Below are 17885 nucleotides of genomic sequence, written 5' to 3'. Positions count from 1 at the left end.
GGATGAAAAAATTTTTGATTGCCCCGTCCATTCTGTCGGCAGATTTCGCCCGATTGGGTGAAGATACGGCCAATGTGTTGGCGGCTGGCGCGGATGTGGTGCACTTTGATGTTATGGATAATCACTATGTGCCAAATTTGACGATTGGCCCGATGGTGTGCGAAGCGTTGCGTAATTATGGCATTACGGCACCGATTGATGTTCACCTGATGGTGAAACCGGTGGATCGTATTGTACCGGACTTTGCCAAGGCGGGGGCAACCTACATCTCTTTTCATCCTGAAGCTTCTGAACACGTTGACCGTACCATTCAATTAATCAAAGAGAACGGTTGTAAGGCGGGCTTGGTATTTAACCCGGCTACACCGTTAAGCTATCTTGATTATGTGATGGATAAAATTGATGTGATCCTGCTGATGTCAGTCAACCCAGGCTTTGGTGGCCAATCATTTATTCACGGTACATTGGATAAATTGCGCCAGGTACGTCGGCTTATCGATGAAAGTGGTCGTGATATTCGCCTGGAAGTCGATGGGGGTGTCAAAGTCGATAATATCGCCGAGATAGCTGCCGCAGGGGCAGATATGTTCGTCGCGGGTTCGGCCATCTTCGGTCAGCCGGATTACCGCGTGGTGATCGATAAAATGCGCAGCGAGTTAGCGAAGGTAAGCCATGGCTGATTTTTCTGCTATTCGTGGGGTGGCCTTCGATCTTGATGGCACCCTGGTTGATAGTGCTCCTGGCTTGGCTGCTGCGATAGATCTGGCGTTAACCGCCATGGGGTTGCCAGTGGCAGGAGAGGCGCTGGTCAGTACCTGGATTGGCAATGGAGCTGATGTGCTGGTGCAACGTGCACTGCGATGGGCTGGCGTAGAGCCGACGGCAGCACAAAGCCTGCAAATGCGCCAACACTTTGATCATTTCTACGCTCAAACCGTGGAGAGTGGTAGCCGTCTGTTCCCACAAGTGGAACAAACATTAAGCTGTCTGGCTGAACAGGGCTACCCGCTGGCGTTGGTGACGAATAAACCGACGCCCTTTGTCGCACCGTTATTAGCATCACTGGGTATTAGCGACTTTTTCTCGTTGATTATCGGCGGTGATGATGTGGTGGAGAAAAAACCACACCCCGCACCGTTGTATATGGTGTTTGGCAAACTCGGCCTGCGAGCCCGTGAGGTGTTGTTTGTCGGTGATTCGCGTAACGATATTCAGGCCGCTCAGGCGGCGGGTTGCCTAAGTGTTGGCCTGATTTACGGCTATAACTATGGTGAAGCGATCGCATTGAGCAAGCCAGACCGCGTGTTGGAACATTTTGCCGATTTATTGCCCGTTCTTGGGCTGTCATCTTTCGCAGATCAGGAAATTTAACTATGAGTAAGCCTATCGTATTCAGTGGCGCACAGCCATCCGGTGAACTGACTATTGGCAACTATATGGGGGCGTTGCGTCAGTGGGTGCAGATGCAGGACGAGTTTGACTGCATTTACTGTATCGTTGATCTGCATGCCATCACGGTGCGTCAGGATGCGCAACAGTTGCGTAAAGCGACACTGGATACCCTGGCGTTGTACTTGGCCTGTGGTATCGATCCAGAGAAAAGCACTATTTTCGTGCAGTCTCATGTGCCGGAACATACACAACTAAGCTGGGTGCTCAACTGTTACACTTATTTTGGTGAGCTGAACCGCATGACCCAGTTTAAAGATAAGTCTACGCGCTATGCGGAAAACATTAATGCCGGCCTGTTCAGCTACCCGGTATTGATGGCGGCAGACATTCTGCTGTATCAGACTAATCAAGTGCCAGTAGGAGAGGACCAAAAACAACATCTGGAATTGAGTCGTGATGTTGGTCAGCGTTTCAATGCACTGTATGGCGATATTTTCAAGGTTCCTGAGCCGTTTATTCCGAAATCCGGTGCACGTGTGATGTCGCTGCAGGAGCCGACTAAGAAAATGTCCAAGTCCGATGAAAATCGCAACAACGTGATTGGTTTGTTGGAAGACCCGAAGGCGGTGACCAAAAAAATCAAACGTGCGATGACGGATTCACAAGACCCACCGGTTATCCGCTATGACGTGGCGAACAAGGCAGGTGTTTCCAACTTGTTGGATATTCTGTCTGGCGTGACGGGTAAAAGCATCGCCCAATTGGAAACGGAGTTCGAAGGCCAGATGTATGGCCACTTGAAAGGGGCGGTTGCTGAAGCTGTTTCCGACATGTTGAGTGGCCTGCAAGAGCGTTATCACCGTTACCGTAACGATGAAGTGTTCCTGCAGCAGGTGATGCGTGACGGAGCGGCGAAAGCCCGGGCTCGGGCACAGGAAACGTTGGCGAAAGTGTATCAAGCTGTGGGTTTTGTTCCCCATCCTTGAGTTCTGTACTTTATAGCTGTTGTCATGCAAGCTGCTGGCTTATTGCGGTAGCTTGCATGGGCGTCGAGGTGCAAGGCGGGCTGATATCAACTGATCTATTTATCTGGATATCTACAGACCACCGAGCAACCCGCCTGGTAGAGGCTGAAGTGGCAAGTCTGGCGGTTTTTCCGGCCTATTGTCATAAAAAGTAAAAGTGATAAATAGTGTCGTGAGCGACTTGGCAAAAAGAGGGATGGGGACCATACTGTCGGCAGCGAAATTCAGCCTAATTAAGAAATGTCTAATTGTTGAGTAAATATAAGTAAATGGCTGGCGCTGTCGGGTGTGGCTGTTTAAAATCAGAGCGATTTTCCGTTGTTTGTCTCTTAGAGAAAGGACCCGTTCATGTTCAAACGTACTTTAGTGACCTTCGTTGCACTGTGTTCCTTGTCAGCGATGATCCCTGCTGCCTTGGCTGCTGCGGGACCTCACATCATGCTGACTACCACCGCAGGGAATATCGAGTTAGAGCTCGATAGTAAGAAGGCCCCCATCTCTACCAAGAACTTTGTTGACTACGTGAACAGTGGTTATTACAACAATACGATATTTCATCGTGTGATCCCCGGCTTTATGGTGCAAGGTGGTGGTTTTACTGCCGATATGCAGCAAAAAACCACCAATGCTTCGATCAAAAATGAGGCTGATAATGGTCTGCGTAACTTGCGCGGCACCATTTCCATGGCGCGTACAGCGGATCAAGACAGCGCGACCAGTCAGTTTTTCCTGAATGTGGCAGACAATGCTTTTCTGGACCATGGCCAACGTGATTTTGGTTATGCGGTGTTTGGTAAGGTGGTGAAAGGGATGGAAGTGGTAGACAAAATCTCCCAGGTACCAACCAGTAATGTTGGCCCTTATCAGAATGTACCTAGTAAACCGATTGTTATCCTGTCAGCGAAAGTGCTGCCATAAGTCAAGTGTGGCCGGTTCCCATCAGGAGCCGGTCTGTTTTCCCTCACGAAGCTTTGCTGGCATCACGGTTTTTTTCAATGCCGCATGATTTAATATACCTCTGTAGATACCCTGACTTATTCAAGTGGCTGGTGCGCGACGATAGCCAGCGCCTAGGCGACTTGAGTTGCAGATAACTGGCTTCTTTTGTTTGCCTCCGTTGTCCCGATGAGCTGCTGCCATGTTCGAATTTAACCAGATCTTGCTGCTACTACAGCAGATGTGCGTCTATCTTGTTATTGCCTATTTACTGAGCAAGACGCGACTCTTTATTCCATTGACGCAGGTGACTATTCGTCTGCCACACAAACTGTTGTGTTACGTTATTTTCTCTGTGTTCTGCATTATGGGTACCTATTTTGGTCTGCATATTCAGGACTCAATTGCTAATACCCGTGCTATTGGTGCCGTCTTGGGTGGGTTACTGGGGGGCCCTTCTGTTGGCTTTCTGGTTGGTCTGACCGGCGGTTTACACCGATATACGCTAGGGGGAATGACGGATGTCGCTTGTGCCATATCCACAGTAGCGGAAGGCTTGGTCGGCGGAGTGGTGCATATTATTGCCATGCGGCGAGGGCGGATTGACCTGCTGTTTAATCCTTTGTTTGTCGCGGGGGTCGCATTAACGGCAGAAGTGTTACAAATGGCCATTATTCTGCTGGTCGCACGCCCTTTCCCGGAAGCGCTGCTGTTGGTGGAACATATCGCCTTACCGATGATGATTGCCAACACCGTAGGTGCTGCCATGTTTATTCAGATTTTGCTGGATAGACGGGCAATGTTCGAGAAATATACCAGTGCATTCTCCTCCAAGGCACTGAAAATTGCTGAACGTACTGAAGGTATTCTGCGTCAGGGATTTGATCAAGAAAACAGTATGAAGGTAGCGCGGGTGATTTACCAGGAGCTGGGTATCGGCGCTGTAGCCATCACCGATCGTGATAAGTTGTTGGCCTTTATCGGCATGGGAGCCGATCATCACCTGCCGGGTACCCCTATCTCTTCCGTTCATTCACAGCGTGCCATTGATAATAACGAAGTGGTTTACGCCGATGGCAATGAACTCTCTTTCTGCTGTTCAATTAACTCCAACTGTAAATTAGGTTCAACCTTAGTGATCCCTATGCGGGGTGAGAATCAGCGAGTGATTGGGACTATCAAGCTCTATGAGCCCAAAACCAAACTATTCAGTACCATTAATCGTACCCTTGGCGAAGGGATTGCCAGCTTGCTGTCGGCGCAAATCATGGCCGGACAATATGAGCGTCATAAACAGCTATTGGCGCAGTCAGAGATCAAACTGCTGCATGCCCAAGTTAACCCACATTTCCTGTTTAATGCCTTGAATACCCTGGTGGCGGTGATTCGCCGTGATGGTGAGAAGGCTTGTGAATTGGTTCAGTATCTCTCCACTTTTTTTCGCAAAAATCTGAAGCGCTCAGATGATGAAGTCACATTGGCTGATGAAATTGAACACGTGAACGCTTATCTGCAGATTGAAAAGGCCCGTTTTGCTGAACGGTTGGAGATCAAAGTTTCATTGCCTGAAGAGTTATTGGCGGCGAAGTTGCCGGCTTTCTCACTGCAGCCGATTGTAGAAAATGCGATTAAGCATGGGACATCACATCTGTTGGGGGTAGGGCGTATTGATATCGGTGCCCGGCAGGAGGAGGAACACTTGCTGTTGCAGGTGACGGATAATGCGGGATTGTTCGGTAAACCCACCGCAGGTAGCGGACTGGGAATGAATCTGGTCGATCGGCGTATCCGTGTCCGTTATGGCGAGGGTTACGGTATACAGGTTTCTTGTGAGCCTGAAATGTTTACCTGTATTACCCTGCATGTGCCATTGGCGAGGGTGGCCTGATGTTGCGAGTATTGATTGTTGATGATGAGCCCTCTGCGCGTGATAACCTGCGTCATCTATTGGAAGCGGAAGAGGGGGTCACCGTTATTGGTGAGTGTGCCAATGCCATTGAGGCGATTAGCCAAATCCACCGTTTGCAACCGGATGTGGTATTTCTCGATATCCAAATGCCTCGAATCAGCGGTTTGGAAATGGTGGGTATGCTTGACCCCAATCGTATGCCCTATATCGTGTTTTTGACGGCTTATGATGAATATGCACTGCGGGCCTTTGAAGAGCATGCGTTCGATTACTTACTGAAACCTGCTGAGCCTCAACGGTTGAATAAAACACTGCAGCGTTTACATCAACGCCGTGCTCCGCAGGATATTGAAGCGCTGGAAGAGAGCGCCGGTTATCTGAAATACATTCCCTGTACCGGCCACAGCCGGATTTATTTGTTGCGCTTCGACGAGGTAATTGCCATTCGTTCCCGCTCAACGGGGGTGTATGTGGTGCGTAATGATGGCATGGAGTGCTTCACTGAACTGACATTACGCACCTTGGAAAATCGCACGCCGTTGGTACGTTGCCATCGGCAATATCTGGTCAATCTTGAGCAGGTTAAAGAGATCCGTTTTGAAGAGAGTGGCGCGGCAGAAATGATTATGTCGGTGGGGGAACCCATACCCGTTAGCCGTCGTTATCTGAAATCGCTGAAAGAAGAGTTGGGTATCGTTTCTAAATTGAGATAACTATGGTTCTGCTGATCGATAACTATGATTCTTTTACTTATAACCTTTATCAGTATTTCTGCGAGCTGGGAGCAGAAGTGCGGGTTAAGCGTAATGATGCACTGCAACTGGCCGATATTGAGCAGTTGGCTCCGCAGCATTTGGTGATCTCCCCCGGCCCCTGTACGCCGAATGAGGCGGGTGTTTCATTGGCGGCTATCCGCCATTTTGCCGGTAAATTACCTATCCTCGGGGTTTGCCTGGGGCATCAGGCGATCGGTCAGGCGTTTGGTGCTGATGTGGTGCGTGCGCGGGCGGTGATGCATGGTAAAACGTCGGCTATTCGCCATACTGGGCAGGGCGTTTTTAAGGGACTGAATAATCCGTTGACGGTTACCCGTTATCATTCGCTGATATTGGATGCCGCCACATTGCCAGATTGTTTTGAGGTGACCGCCTGGAGTGAACGTGATGGTGAGCGTGATGAAATTATGGGTATCCGCCATCGCACGTTGGCTCTGGAAGGGGTGCAATTTCATCCAGAGAGCATTCTGAGCGAACAGGGGCATCAACTGTTGGATAATTTCCTTAAAATTTAAGTTTGCTCTCGCTTGGTTTTTTATGCATATTTTGTGATTATATTTTCACTTGATAGCTATTCGTCTGGAGCCAGTAATGAGCGAAAAAACCGTCGTCAATCGCAGTACTTTTGATCAGGTGATCCTGCCTGTTTATGCACCCGCACAGTTTGTGCCAGTAAAAGGCCAAGGCAGCCGAGTGTGGGATCAGCAAGGGAAAGAGTATGTTGATTTCTCGGGGGGGATTGCGGTAACGGCGTTGGGACACTGCCATCCCGCACTGGTCGCCGCGTTAAAACAGCAGGGTGAAACCCTGTGGCATACCAGCAATGTATTCACCAATGAACCCGCATTGCGTTTGGCAACCAAGCTGATCAAAGCTACCTTTGCTGACCGGGTGTTTTTTGCCAACTCCGGCGCTGAAGCCAATGAAGCGGCTTTCAAGCTCGCTCGTCACTATGCCATCACTCGCCACAGCCCCTATAAAACCAAGATTATTGCCTTTAATAATGGATTCCATGGTCGCACGCTGTTTACGGTTTCCGTGGGTGGGCAGGCAAAATATTCTGATGGTTTTGGCCCGAAGCCCGCGGATATCATCCATGTACCGTTTAATGATTTGGCCGCAGTGAAAGCGGTAATCGACGATCACACCTGTGCGGTGGTGATGGAGCCGATACAAGGGGAAGGCGGTATCACGGTGGCTGATGCGACGTTCCTCAAAGGGGTGCGTGAATTGTGCGACAAGTATCAGGCGTTGCTGGTGTTTGATGAAGTGCAAAGTGGCATGGGGCGTAGTGGCAAGCTGTTTACCTATATGCATTACGATGTTACCCCGGATATCCTGACTACCGCTAAGGCGCTAGGGGGCGGCTTCCCGGTGAGTGCGATGTTGACCACTGAGGAGATTGCCGCAGTGATGCAGGTGGGTACACATGGCACCACTTATGGGGGTAATCCACTGGCCTGCGCAGTGGCAGAAGCCGCATTGGACGTTATCAATACGCAGGAAGTGTTGAGTGGCATTGAACAACGCCGGGGCGTATTTGAACGCGCTTTGCAGGCGATTAATAAGAAGTACGCTATTTTCAGTGATATTCGCGGCATGGGCTTATTGATTGGCGCAGAGTTGAAGGCGGAATACCACGGCAAAGCGCGAGATTTTCTTACTGCGGCAGCAGCCCGTGGTTTGATGATCCTCAATGCTGGGCCAAATGTGATCCGTTTTGCACCTTCCCTGGTGGTGGAGTTGCAAGATATTGATAAAGGTATGGCGCTGTTTGAATTGGCGGTACAGGATGTGGTGAATGCCAGCAACCAATAATCGTCAAGACAAGTCGGCCGAGAACAAGAAGATGGCGGTAGACTGGTCTAACAAGGCGGTGAATGTGCTTGGAACCTCAATTCCAACTTAATTCGATGATGCGACATGTTCTTCTCTTTGGAATACTTAACCAAAGTTGAGGGTAACATGACGCATCATTGCTTTGATGGGTGATGGACAGACGAGGACATAAGATGAAAATAGAACACTTGGACCATTTAGTCTTGACCGTTAACAGTGTCGAACGCAGTTGCGACTTTTACCATCAGGTTCTTGGTTTTGATATTGTCACCTTTCGGGGGAACCGCAAAGCGTTAGTCTTTGGGCAGCAAAAGATTAACCTGCATCAGGTCGGTGAGGAGTTTCTCCCTAATGCAGGCCATCCGACGCCCGGATCCGCCGATTTGTGTTTTATCTGTGCGACACCCCTACGGCAAGTTGTTGAGGAGTTAGTTAAATTAGGGGTAACAATAGAACAAGGGCCGATAGAGAGGACGGGGGCTATCGGCTCAATTATGTCACTCTATATTAGGGACCCCGACAATAATTTGATCGAAATTGCTAATCAAATACCCGTATAGACACCGTGGCCTGACAAAGAGCTGTTAGCGGCTTTTTATCCAGAGTTTAGCCTAGTCACTTATCCCGTAGTTTCCGTTTTAGCCAGAGACCATGATGTGGGCGCTGGCGCCAAGCTAGCGAAGAGATGGTATGCATTAACGCCAAGTGGGAAAGAATACGCTGTAAGTGACGTTCCATTTCGCTAATGGGCATATTGGGTTGTAAAACCGGTGGGCGCATAACGCTGTTGCTGACGCTTGGGCCATCATATTCCAGCCGCTGCTGACAACTTTGCAGCGCGATTTCACAACTTTGCAGATACTCTTCCGCCAACTGGGGTGTCAGCATGTAATGTTCACGGGCCAGAATGGTCATGGCATTGAGGTGTTCGACAATAAACTGACTGTGGGTGATCCACAAACGCATATCTGCCAGATAATTTGATTCAAAACCCGGCTCCTGCATTGCCTGATTGAGCGAAGTAAATAAGGCATTGTGTGACTGGTTTACCTGCATCCGCGCATAAGCCAGTTTGCTTGGGTCCGGCTCTTGTTCTTCCAGTAATAAACGTAATGCGGCCTGATCCTGTTCCAGCGCCTGGTGAGCGTTTTTGCGTAGTAGACCGCTTTGCCATTGTGGCCATAACCAGATCGTTCCACCAAAGACCAACACACAACCAATCAAGGTATCAATCAGCCGAGGTATCAGTAAATGACTGCCGCTGAGATCCAGTATTTGCAAGGTATAGACGGCGGTAATGGTGAATCCGGTTACTGCCAGCCCATAGTTTTTACGCAAGAACAGATAAGCGGTGAGGGTGATTGCCAGCATAATGCTTAGCGTCACATATTCTGGTAACTGCAGTTGCAAAAGCCCTGCTGCAATCACCAGCCCAATCAGGGTGCCGAGGGCACGGTGCTGTATTCTTACTCGTGTAGCGTTATAACCGTTCTGGCTGACAAACATGATGGTCAGTAAGATCCAATAGGGTTTTGGCAGATGCAACAGCAGGCCTAGGCTACTGCCTACAGCCAATATGACCCCCAGTCGGGCTGCATTGCGTAGTGCGTTGGATTTGAACGATAAATAGCTTACCACTGCAGGCCAGAAGGGTAACCGTGACTGGTTGGCCATCAGGTCTCGACGATAAAGAGGACGCTGTGTACGTAACAGGCGAGCAATACGGCTGAAATGGTAGTAACAAAACTGGCCAACGGGATTATCAGCATGCCGTGTAGCCACTTTCTCCAGCGCGGCCAATTCGTGTTTCATGCTAAAAAGGCGGGAGTGCCGATGATAGAGGATATCTTCTGCGACAACGCGCAAACGTGCAGCGATTACTTGAGCATTACGACGAATGATCGCCTCAGCTTGACTCTGCTCCACCAATTTTTGCACTTCTTCTGGCTGGTGTAGGCTGACACTAATGTGTTCTTGCAGGTCGAGTGCCACTTGGAACGTTCGTTGCAGGCGTTTTTGCTCCATATTATTGGCGTGTGGCAGAAAGTTAATCTGCTGATACAGCAAACTGATCAGGTCCATCACTTGCTGTTGGCGTTGCAACAGTGGCGGTAGCGCGGTTTCAGGATCAGTATGTTGGGTCAGCAGCGAATATTTGGCTTCAAAATAATCAGCTAACTGTATATAGAGTTGGTTTAAAGATTCACGGATTGGCTGTTCTTTCCATAATTTAAACCAAAACCAAGTGAACAGGCCGTACCAGAGAGTGCCTACGGCATACAGTAGCGGGGCATACCAAATAGGTAGGCCATCCATGCTCAGAGAGAAAATGGCCGCAACCAGTGCGGCGGGCAGCAAGCGTGCATGTAGTGGGCTGATTTCCCCGCTGACACCCAGCAATAGCGCCATAGCAAGCATCAGTAAGGGTAATGGGATATGCCACAACAGCGCCTGTTGCAACAAAACACAGCTGAGAGCGAACAGTGCCCCGCCGATTATCAGGCGCTTGAAAAAACGCTTATGGGGGGTATCCAGCCCGGCGATATTGCAACAGACAGGCACTAACGAGAACAACAGCCCCTGTTGCAGGTGGCCCAGCAGTAAACCCACAACGACAGGCAGGCACAACACCAACGTTTGTCGCAGGGCATAGTTCACTTCTGGATGGTAGATCAGGCGGCGCCACATGTTTTGCTGTTCAGCAGACAAAGAACGGCGCATTGCAGCGCCGTTTCTTTAATGATTAACGGGTACCGTACACGACAATGGTTTTGCCATGAGCGGAAATCAAATTTTGATCTTCAAGCATTTTCAAAATGCGGCCAACAGTTTCACGTGAACAACCGACGATCTGACCAATTTCCTGGCGGGTAATTTTGATTTGCATACCATCCGGGTGAGTCATCGCATCAGGCTGTTTTGCCAGGTTCAGCAAGGTTTGTGCGATACGGCCAGTCACATCAAGAAAAGCGAGGTTACCTACCTTCTCTGAGGTGACTTGCAGGCGACTTGCCATTTGTGCAGATAGGCGCATCAGAATATCCGGGTTAACCTGAATGAGCTGGCGAAATTTCTTATAGGAAATTTCAGCTACTTCACAGGCACTTTTCGCCCTTACCCAGGCACTTCGTTCCTGGCCTTCTTCAAATAATCCAAGCTCGCCGATGAAATCCCCCTGATTTAGGTAGGAGAGGATCATCTCTTTGCCTTCTTCATCCTTAATCAACACCGCGACGGAACCTTTGACGATGTAGTAAAGAGTTTCCGCTTTTTCACCTTGATGAATCAGCGTACTCTTTGATGGATATTTGTGGATGTGGCAATGAGACAGGAACCATTCAAGAGTCGGGTCTGTTTGCGGTTTGCCGAGAACCATGCGCTATTATCCTCTGTTGTTATCGCTGCCTTGTATCACAGGGGTCAGAGTTCCCTGTAAAACGTGCTTATAGCCTGATGTTTTAGTTGTGGCTATCAACAGGTTTTGAGGTGAGGTATATCCCCGTTGTCACTCAAGCCGTAGTAGACTCGTTCGTTTGTCGCCTACCGGCATTTTGAACGAATCTGGGTAAAAAAATCACTTATACACTAGCATATTAACTCGTATTAAGTGCTGCAAGCTAGGTTCCATTAACTCACCAATGATCTTAGGATATATCCCTGAAATTGATGCCATGAAAAAAGTATTGCAGCTGTGTTTGTAGCACAGAGTGAGGCGGGTGTCTTGTGTTGTCTCGTTTCAGCATGATTAGTGTCAGGTTTCGTTGTCAGTTTCTCTATGAAAGCGTACGTTGATTTTAAAAAATAATCGGAGTGAACAATATGCAGGCAAGAGTGAAGTGGGTAGAAGGGCTGACATTTTTGGGGGAGTCTGCTTCCGGCCATCAGATTTTGATGGATGGTAATGCGGGTGATAAGGCCCCAAGCCCAATGGAAATTGTGTTGATGTCTGTGGGGGGCTGCAGCGCTATCGATGTGGTGTCGATCTTGCAAAAAGGCCGCAATGATGTGCGCGATTGTGAGGTGAAACTGACTTCAGAACGCCGTGAAGAGGCACCTCGACTGTTTACCCACATCAATCTGCATTTTATTGTCACCGGAAAAGGGCTAACCGAAAAGGTGGTGGAACGTGCAGTAGACCTTTCTGCCGAAAAATATTGCTCCGTTTCCCTGATGTTGGGCAAAGCGGCCACTATTACCCACAGTTTTGAAATCCATGAAGTTGATTGAGCACTACTCTGTGTCATGTTGACACGGAATAACGCTAAGCATCGCCGTGCCGTTTTGGGCTGCGGCGATTTTTGTGTAAACGTTGTGTCTGCGGCAGACTGTCGATAGGGCGTGTCACCCGCTTGGATTGCAGATGAAACGGAGTATTACGGGCGTGAGATTAATCGTCGCCCACCTACATGATTCGATATTATTCGATTTTCTTGCCTTCCAGTAGCCGTTGCACCAGTGGCGTCATAATCAGCTCCATTGCCAGCCCCATTTTACCACCAGGTACCACCAACGTATTGATATGTGAAATAAATGACCCTTGCAACATGGCTAGAAGATAGGGGTAATCGATCTGTTCCAAGCCACGGAAATGGATCACCACCAGGCTTTCATCCAGCGAGGGGATCGCTTTGGCCGCAAAGGGATTGGACGTATCCACGGTGGGAACCCGCTGGAAATTGATATGGGTTCGTGAAAATTGTGGCGTGATGTAGTTGATATAATCTTCCATTGAACGGACCACAGAATCCATCACGGCTTCACGGGAGTGACCGCGTTCGCCAGTATCGCGAACTAACTTTTGCATCCACTCCAGGTTAACGATGGGGACGACCCCCACCAGCAGGTCAACATGCTTGGCTACGTCGATTTGATGGGTGACTACGCCACCATGCAATCCTTCGTAAAACAGGACATCGGTTGGTGATGGCAAGGGTTCCCAAGGGGTAAAGGTGCCCGGTACCTGGTTGTAAGGGACGGCTTCATCATAGGTGTGCAGGTATTTACGTGACTGCCCAGTGCCATTTTTACCGTATTGGATAAAGCTCTGTTCCAGTAGGTTAAAGTCATTAGCCTCTGGGCCGAGATAGCTGATATGACGACCAAGATCGCGTGCTTTACGGATTTCCGCATCCATTTCAGGTCGGGTATAGCGGTGAAAACTGTCCCCCTCCAGTTGCGCTGCACTGATTTTCAACTGTTGAAAAATTTTGCGAAACGCCAGACTGGTGGTAGTGGTACCCGCGCCACTGGAGCCGGTCACTGCGATAATGGGGTGTTTGGCAGACATGGTGTTTTGTCACTCCGTATTAACTGCATAGGCGTTGTTCAGCGATAATCCATTGTTACCTGATTTTTTTGGTCAATCATAGGCTGGTGTGACTAAATATTCTCTTGCTCAGTGGGGATCTGACTACTCGGCATGATATTGATAGTTTCATGTAATTCCGACCATATCAGTACCACTTCGCCATTTTTCAGTTGACGGACCACATCATGCACTTTTTGTTCCAGTGACCGTTCGTGCTCGCCATAATCGGTGCCTTCTCGCAGGACGAAGGATTCGATCAAGTTATTCAGGGTTTCCGGAGCAATATCTCGCCAGGGGATAATCATTTGCCTGATTCCAAAAAAGGAGTGAGCCAGGCTGGGATTCGCTGTTCCAGCCACATTTGCGGTTTTCTCAAGTTACCGCTGACAAAGCCTAGGTGACCCCCATATTCCGTTAACTGATATTCGATATTAGGCGGTAAGTGAGCAAGGTCAGGGATCACTTTATCGGTCATAAAAGGATCGTCTTTGGCATGAATAATCAATAACGGCAGGGTGACCTTTGGCAATAACGGTAATGCGCTGCAGCGCCGATAGTAATCAATGGCATTAGTAAAACCGTAAATGCGCGAGGTAATCACTTCATCAAATTCACGGATACGCCGCAGTTTACTTAACTGTGCCAGATTCAGTGGTAAGGTACCGGGATAATTCAGGAGTTTACGCGTAGCATTCTGTTTTAACTGGTCCAGCAGATAGTGTTGATATACACGCGAAAATCCTTGTTCCATGCGAATAGCACAAGGTTCCAGCATCAGTGGGGCAGAAATAACCACTGCAGCTTGTAACAGGCTGCTGTCTCCCTGTTGTGCCAGATAGTAAGCCAACATATTGCCACCAAGGGAAAACCCGACCGCAGCCGTCGGGACTTCGCCAAAATTGTTGCTTAACCACTGTAGGAAAAAACGGGCATCTTCCGTTTCACCTGAATGATAGAGGCGTGGTTTGCGATTGGGTACGCCACTGCAGTCACGGAAATGCATCACGACACCCAGCCAACCTTTGTTGCGGCAGGCATTGAGTTGCCCATGGGCGTAAGGGCTGTAAAAACTCCCCTCCAACCCATGGAATAACACCACACGCGGTTTTTCCCGCGCCAGTTGTGGGTCTTCACTCCAGGCCAGATCGACAAAATCACCATCGGGCAATGCCAGCCGTTGCCAGTGGGGTTGCAGCAATACGCGGCGACGAACCAGCCGCGGTAACAGCGTTTGCAAATGTGGATTGCTGGCCCCTATCAGAGGGCGAAAGGATTCATGCATAGTGAATAAAAATCGCGTTGGTGGCTATTGTGTGATTAATTCCGCACTGTTAGTTTCAATACCCTGACATCTGCGCCTGACAAGCAGTAGCCTTGTTGTCTCTAATCATACGGCAAAAAAAGCATTTGGGTGAGGAGTACCCACTTCATGGAACTGAGTTTATTTGTTTCGTTATTAGGTTTCCTGTGGGTTGCGGCGATTACACCAGGACCGAACAATTTATTACTGACCACCTCCGGGGCCAACTTCGGTTTTATGCGTTCTCTGTGGCTGATGGTGGGTATCATGCTGGGGATGCAAAGTATCTTGTTGTTGGTGGCATTTGGTGTGGGGGGCTTACTTTTAATTTATCCTGCTTTGCATATCACCTTGAAGGTCCTGGGTAGCCTCTATCTATTATGGTTGGCGTGGAAAGTGGGCACCGCCGCTTATGAACGATTGGAGATGGATGCGGCACCGCCAGAGCCAGTAAGGTTATATCAGGGGGGATTACTGCAATTCCTTAACCCTAAAGCCTGGTTGATGACGTTGGGGGCGGTCACCAGCTTTAGCTTGGCTGGTGTTCAGTACTATCACTCTATTTTGATCATCTCCGGTGCACTACTGTTGGTGAATCTTGTTGCTGGGGTCATCTGGTTGGGGTTCGGTACGGTGATTGGCCGTTTGCTACGTAGCAAAAAGGCCTGGATTATTTTTAACGTTTCGATGGGGCTGTTAACTGCGGCCTGTGTCCTACTGATTTGGCGTTGAGGAAATGCTAATGAACGACAATTACTTTCATGTTGACGCTTTTATCGGTGTCGGGCTGCGTGGCAATCCTGCAGGTGTTTGTTTGCTGAAACAACCGCTGGAAACGGCGCAAATGCAAGCTATCGCCAATGAGTTACACCTACCTGAAACCAGTTTTGTCTGGAATGATGGCGATATGCAGGCGATCCGCTGGTTTACGCCAACGAGGGAGGTTGATCTCTGTGGGCATGCCACGTTGGCCGCGGCGCATGTCTTACTCAACGTGGTCGATGCGGGGTTGAAAGAGATTCGTTTCCGTTCTGCCAGCGGTGAACTGCAAGTTAAGCGTGATGTGGCTGACGGTGAGCGTTTGATTCTGGATTTCCCGTCTCGCCCTCCTCAAAAAATCGATGAACCGGCACAGTTGGCGGCATTGCTGGGGGTTCAACCGCAGGAGGTCTGGCAAGCCAAAGCGATGATGGTGGTATTGGCGAATGAAGCCCAGGTCAAAGCGTTACAGCCGGATATTCCCGCCCTGATTGATCACTTTGGCTGTGGCATTATCGTGACGGCACCTGGAGATAACGTGGATTTTGTCTCGCGCTACTTTTCGTTGGATCGCTGTGAGGACCCGGTGACGGGCTCAGCACACTGCACATTGTTGCCCTACTGGACCGCCTGTTTAGGCCGCCATGAGTTACATGCCAGGCAGATATCATCCCGCGGGGGTGAATTGTTCTGTGAATTGCACGGGGAACGCTCACTATTAGGGGGCTATGCTCAGATCTTCTTGCGGGGTAATATCAATCTCTGACAGGATTTGGCCGTTAAAATCGTCAACAGCCCTTAGTTAATGTTTGGCTCGAGGTATTGTTTCGTTTTTTTGCTAGGCTGCCTTTATTCGCCTGAAAATGAGTCTATCAGCAGGTTTCGAGAAAAATTTCTCATATCGACTCCTGCTTTTTTACGATACAAGCGGGCCTTACGTGCCCCTGTCACTGCCATCTCGCCAGTTTCTTCAAACATTTCTGAGGCAGTAAAACGCCGTACCAGGCTTTTGCGCTGCACCGGATGTGACAGGATAATCTCAATGACTTCTTGTAGCTGGGATAGAGTGAACTCTGTTGGTAGGCAGTAGATCGGCAACATGGAGTAAGTCGTTTTCTGCCGCAGCCGTTGTAAGGCCGCGTCGATAATTTGGCGATGATCGAACGCCAGCGAGTGGGCTGACAATGTTTCCAGTGGCAACCAGGCGACGTCATCCACATCAATGATATGTGCCTGGCAATCGGCATGAGCGATCAACGCAAAATAGACAGTAGTCAGGCTCCAGCCGCGTGGATCTCTTTTCGCGCCGGAAAAACTCTCCAACTGTGCAAGATACGGCGGTACGATCCCGGTTTTCTCCATCAACTTTCGTTCTGCGGTTGCTTGTGTGGAACTGTCATGCAACAGATCGATAAAACCACCCGGTAGCCCCCAATGATGCAAAAAAGGGTGATTGGCACGTTTGGCCAAGAGCACACAAAGCTGCCCGCGATAAACGGTAAACAAGACGCTGTCTACAGTCACAATCGGTGAAGGGAAACGCTGAGGATCGTAATTTCTGAGGTATTCGGTTTCTGTTGTCATCGCTGTGTTCGGAAAAGGTCTTTAAGACAATAATAGCAACTGATACGCGATACCACAAGGCAAGCATGTTAAAATAAATTCACTATAAACAATGTGTTATGGATGATTTATCCATTGGTTAATTTTCTGCTTGCTTGTTATTGTCCTAGGGACAATAATATAAGTGTCTAAGGGACAATAACTATCAGGGGGAAGTATGAACGTAAAACTACAGTTATTTTTGGATCAAATGGCAGTGGAAGTGACGACCGGGCAGTTTCCTGATGGGGCGGTTTATGCCCGCTTTCAACCGCCAGCAAGGCGTGATGTTTCCCACATGCGTATCCGTGCAGCGACCATGAATAGCATGGATGATTTTATGCTGTTGGCACAATTGGTGCAGGCAGTACGCCACCACTACCTGATTAGCACAAGTGTGCTCGAACTGGCTTATTTACCCTATGCCCGTCAGGATCGTCATATGACATCGGGTGATAGCTTTGCACTGAAAGTGTTCGGTCAATTATTGAATACCCTGGGTTTTGACCGAGTGCGGGTGCTGGATCCTCATAGTGAAGTGTCTGCCGCTGTGGTTAATAACATGGACATCATTAGCCAACAACAGTGTATGGAACACAGCAGTAGGTTGACCGCGTTATTGAGCCAACCCCACCTGTTGTTGATGGCACCAGACGCCGGGGCGTTGAAAAAGATCCACGCGGTCGCGGCACATTTCGGCGTTACGGAATACGGCATTATGTCTAAGCAACGTGATGTACTCAGCGGTAAATTGACGGGTTTTGAAGTGTTAAAGGGTGATGTATCTGGTAGGAACGTGCTGATTGTTGATGACCTGTGTGACGGTGGTGGCACTTTTATTGGTGCAGCAGCCGTATTGCACGCAGCCGGTGCACGCCAGGTAAACCTGTATGTTACCCATGGCGTGTTTTCACAAGGTACCGCGCATTTACTGAACCAGGGCATCGCAAACATTTACACCACAACGTCGTATGCAACTGCGGATCTCGCTGAGAAACATGTTGAATTAATTGATATTGAAAAAATCTACGCCTGTTAA

General features: G+C 49.1%; 19 protein-coding genes. 13 read left to right on the top strand and 6 right to left on the bottom strand.

The features are described from left to right. Window positions 1–2 precede the first annotated feature (2 nt). The 9 genes from rpe to AC2A06_RS10090 all read left to right on the top strand — a co-directional run bounded on the left by rpe (window position 3) and on the right by AC2A06_RS10090 (window position 8437). Window positions 3–680, top strand: coding sequence for a ribulose-phosphate 3-epimerase (gene rpe / locus AC2A06_RS10130; RefSeq protein WP_023489049.1), 678 nt, complete (start codon window positions 3–5; stop codon window positions 678–680). Next, window positions 673–1371 (top strand): phosphoglycolate phosphatase, encoded by a 699-nt coding sequence (locus AC2A06_RS10125; RefSeq protein ID WP_023489050.1) that lies wholly within the window; start codon window positions 673–675, stop codon window positions 1369–1371. The genes rpe and AC2A06_RS10125 overlap by 8 nt, the downstream gene beginning before the upstream one ends. A 2-nt stretch (window positions 1372–1373) precedes the next feature. Beyond that, window positions 1374–2378, top strand: a complete 1005-nt coding sequence (gene trpS / locus AC2A06_RS10120; protein ID WP_023489051.1) for a tryptophan--tRNA ligase — start codon at window positions 1374–1376, stop codon at window positions 2376–2378. A 387-nt stretch (window positions 2379–2765) separates the two neighbouring features. Next, window positions 2766–3335: a peptidylprolyl isomerase A gene (gene ppiA, locus AC2A06_RS10115; protein WP_023489052.1), complete on the top strand. Its 570-nt coding sequence runs from the start codon at window positions 2766–2768 to the stop codon at window positions 3333–3335. Between the two features lie 220 nt (window positions 3336–3555). Further along, on the top strand, window positions 3556–5241 hold the full coding sequence (locus AC2A06_RS10110; protein ID WP_484380175.1) for a LytS/YhcK type 5TM receptor domain-containing protein: 1686 nt from the start codon (window positions 3556–3558) through the stop codon (window positions 5239–5241). Continuing rightward, entirely contained in the window at window positions 5241–5975 is a 735-nt protein-coding gene (gene btsR, locus AC2A06_RS10105) for a two-component system response regulator BtsR (RefSeq protein WP_023489054.1), read from the top strand. Before AC2A06_RS10110 ends, btsR begins: the two co-directional genes overlap by 1 nt. 2 nt (window positions 5976–5977) lie before the next feature. Then, window positions 5978–6553, top strand: coding sequence for an aminodeoxychorismate synthase component II (locus tag AC2A06_RS10100; RefSeq protein ID WP_023489055.1), 576 nt, complete (start codon window positions 5978–5980; stop codon window positions 6551–6553). A gap of 76 nt (window positions 6554–6629) precedes the next feature. Then, complete coding sequence (gene argD / locus AC2A06_RS10095) at window positions 6630–7856, top strand: bifunctional acetylornithine/succinyldiaminopimelate transaminase (RefSeq protein ID WP_484380174.1); 1227 nt, start codon at window positions 6630–6632, stop codon at window positions 7854–7856. Window positions 7857–8050: 194 nt separating this feature from the next. After that, entirely contained in the window at window positions 8051–8437 is a 387-nt protein-coding gene (locus AC2A06_RS10090) for a VOC family protein (RefSeq protein WP_484380173.1), read from the top strand. 55 nt (window positions 8438–8492) lie between these two features. Here AC2A06_RS10090 and AC2A06_RS10085 read toward each other — a convergent pair whose 3' ends face one another. Both AC2A06_RS10085 and crp read right to left on the bottom strand, forming a co-directional pair. Then, window positions 8493–10565 (bottom strand): YccS/YhfK family putative transporter, encoded by a 2073-nt coding sequence (locus tag AC2A06_RS10085; protein ID WP_484380229.1) that lies wholly within the window; start codon window positions 10563–10565, stop codon window positions 8493–8495. A 55-nt stretch (window positions 10566–10620) separates the two neighbouring features. After that, a complete protein-coding gene (gene crp, locus AC2A06_RS10080) occupies window positions 10621–11253 on the bottom strand; it encodes a cAMP-activated global transcriptional regulator CRP (protein ID WP_023489059.1) in 633 nt (210 codons plus the stop codon). Window positions 11254–11696: 443 nt separating this feature from the next. Here crp and AC2A06_RS10075 point away from each other — a divergent pair, with 443 nt between their 5' ends. Continuing rightward, complete coding sequence (locus tag AC2A06_RS10075; protein ID WP_023491066.1) at window positions 11697–12104, top strand: OsmC family protein; 408 nt, start codon at window positions 11697–11699, stop codon at window positions 12102–12104. Window positions 12105–12294: 190 nt separating this feature from the next. Here the strand turns inward: AC2A06_RS10075 and AC2A06_RS10070 are convergent, their stop codons facing one another. The 3 genes from AC2A06_RS10070 to AC2A06_RS10060 all read right to left on the bottom strand — a co-directional run bounded on the left by AC2A06_RS10070 (window position 12295) and on the right by AC2A06_RS10060 (window position 14467). Beyond that, the gene (locus AC2A06_RS10070) at window positions 12295–13164 is read right to left on the bottom strand and encodes a phosphoribulokinase (RefSeq protein WP_484380172.1); all 870 of its coding nucleotides are present in this window, start codon (window positions 13162–13164) and stop codon (window positions 12295–12297) included. Between the two features lie 92 nt (window positions 13165–13256). Next, window positions 13257–13490 carry a YheU family protein gene (locus tag AC2A06_RS10065; RefSeq protein ID WP_484380171.1) on the bottom strand — a complete coding sequence of 78 codons (234 nt, stop codon included), beginning with the start codon at window positions 13488–13490 and terminating at the stop codon, window positions 13257–13259. Continuing rightward, a complete protein-coding gene (locus AC2A06_RS10060; protein WP_484380170.1) occupies window positions 13487–14467 on the bottom strand; it encodes a hydrolase in 981 nt (326 codons plus the stop codon). The genes AC2A06_RS10065 and AC2A06_RS10060 overlap by 4 nt, the downstream gene beginning before the upstream one ends. Before the next feature lie 147 nt (window positions 14468–14614). On the opposite strand from AC2A06_RS10060, the gene AC2A06_RS10055 reads away from it, so the two are divergent. Together AC2A06_RS10055 and AC2A06_RS10050 are read left to right on the top strand one after the other, a co-directional pair. Then, the gene (locus tag AC2A06_RS10055) at window positions 14615–15217 is read left to right on the top strand and encodes a LysE family translocator (protein WP_484380169.1); all 603 of its coding nucleotides are present in this window, start codon (window positions 14615–14617) and stop codon (window positions 15215–15217) included. A 10-nt stretch (window positions 15218–15227) separates the two neighbouring features. Then, window positions 15228–16010 (top strand): PhzF family phenazine biosynthesis protein, encoded by a 783-nt coding sequence (locus AC2A06_RS10050; protein ID WP_023490143.1) that lies wholly within the window; start codon window positions 15228–15230, stop codon window positions 16008–16010. Window positions 16011–16093: 83 nt separating this feature from the next. Here AC2A06_RS10050 and AC2A06_RS10045 read toward each other — a convergent pair whose 3' ends face one another. Then, on the bottom strand, window positions 16094–16828 hold the full coding sequence (locus AC2A06_RS10045; protein ID WP_484380168.1) for an NUDIX hydrolase: 735 nt from the start codon (window positions 16826–16828) through the stop codon (window positions 16094–16096). 196 nt (window positions 16829–17024) lie between these two features. Here AC2A06_RS10045 and prs point away from each other — a divergent pair, with 196 nt between their 5' ends. Next, the gene (gene prs, locus AC2A06_RS10040) at window positions 17025–17885 is read left to right on the top strand and encodes a ribose-phosphate diphosphokinase (RefSeq protein ID WP_484380167.1); all 861 of its coding nucleotides are present in this window, start codon (window positions 17025–17027) and stop codon (window positions 17883–17885) included.

It is taken from the genome of Serratia sp. HNCC26DJ244 (genome assembly GCF_057180565.1).
The sequence above is the reverse complement of the archived record's forward strand: the minus strand, read 5'-3'. Positions and strand labels throughout refer to the sequence as shown.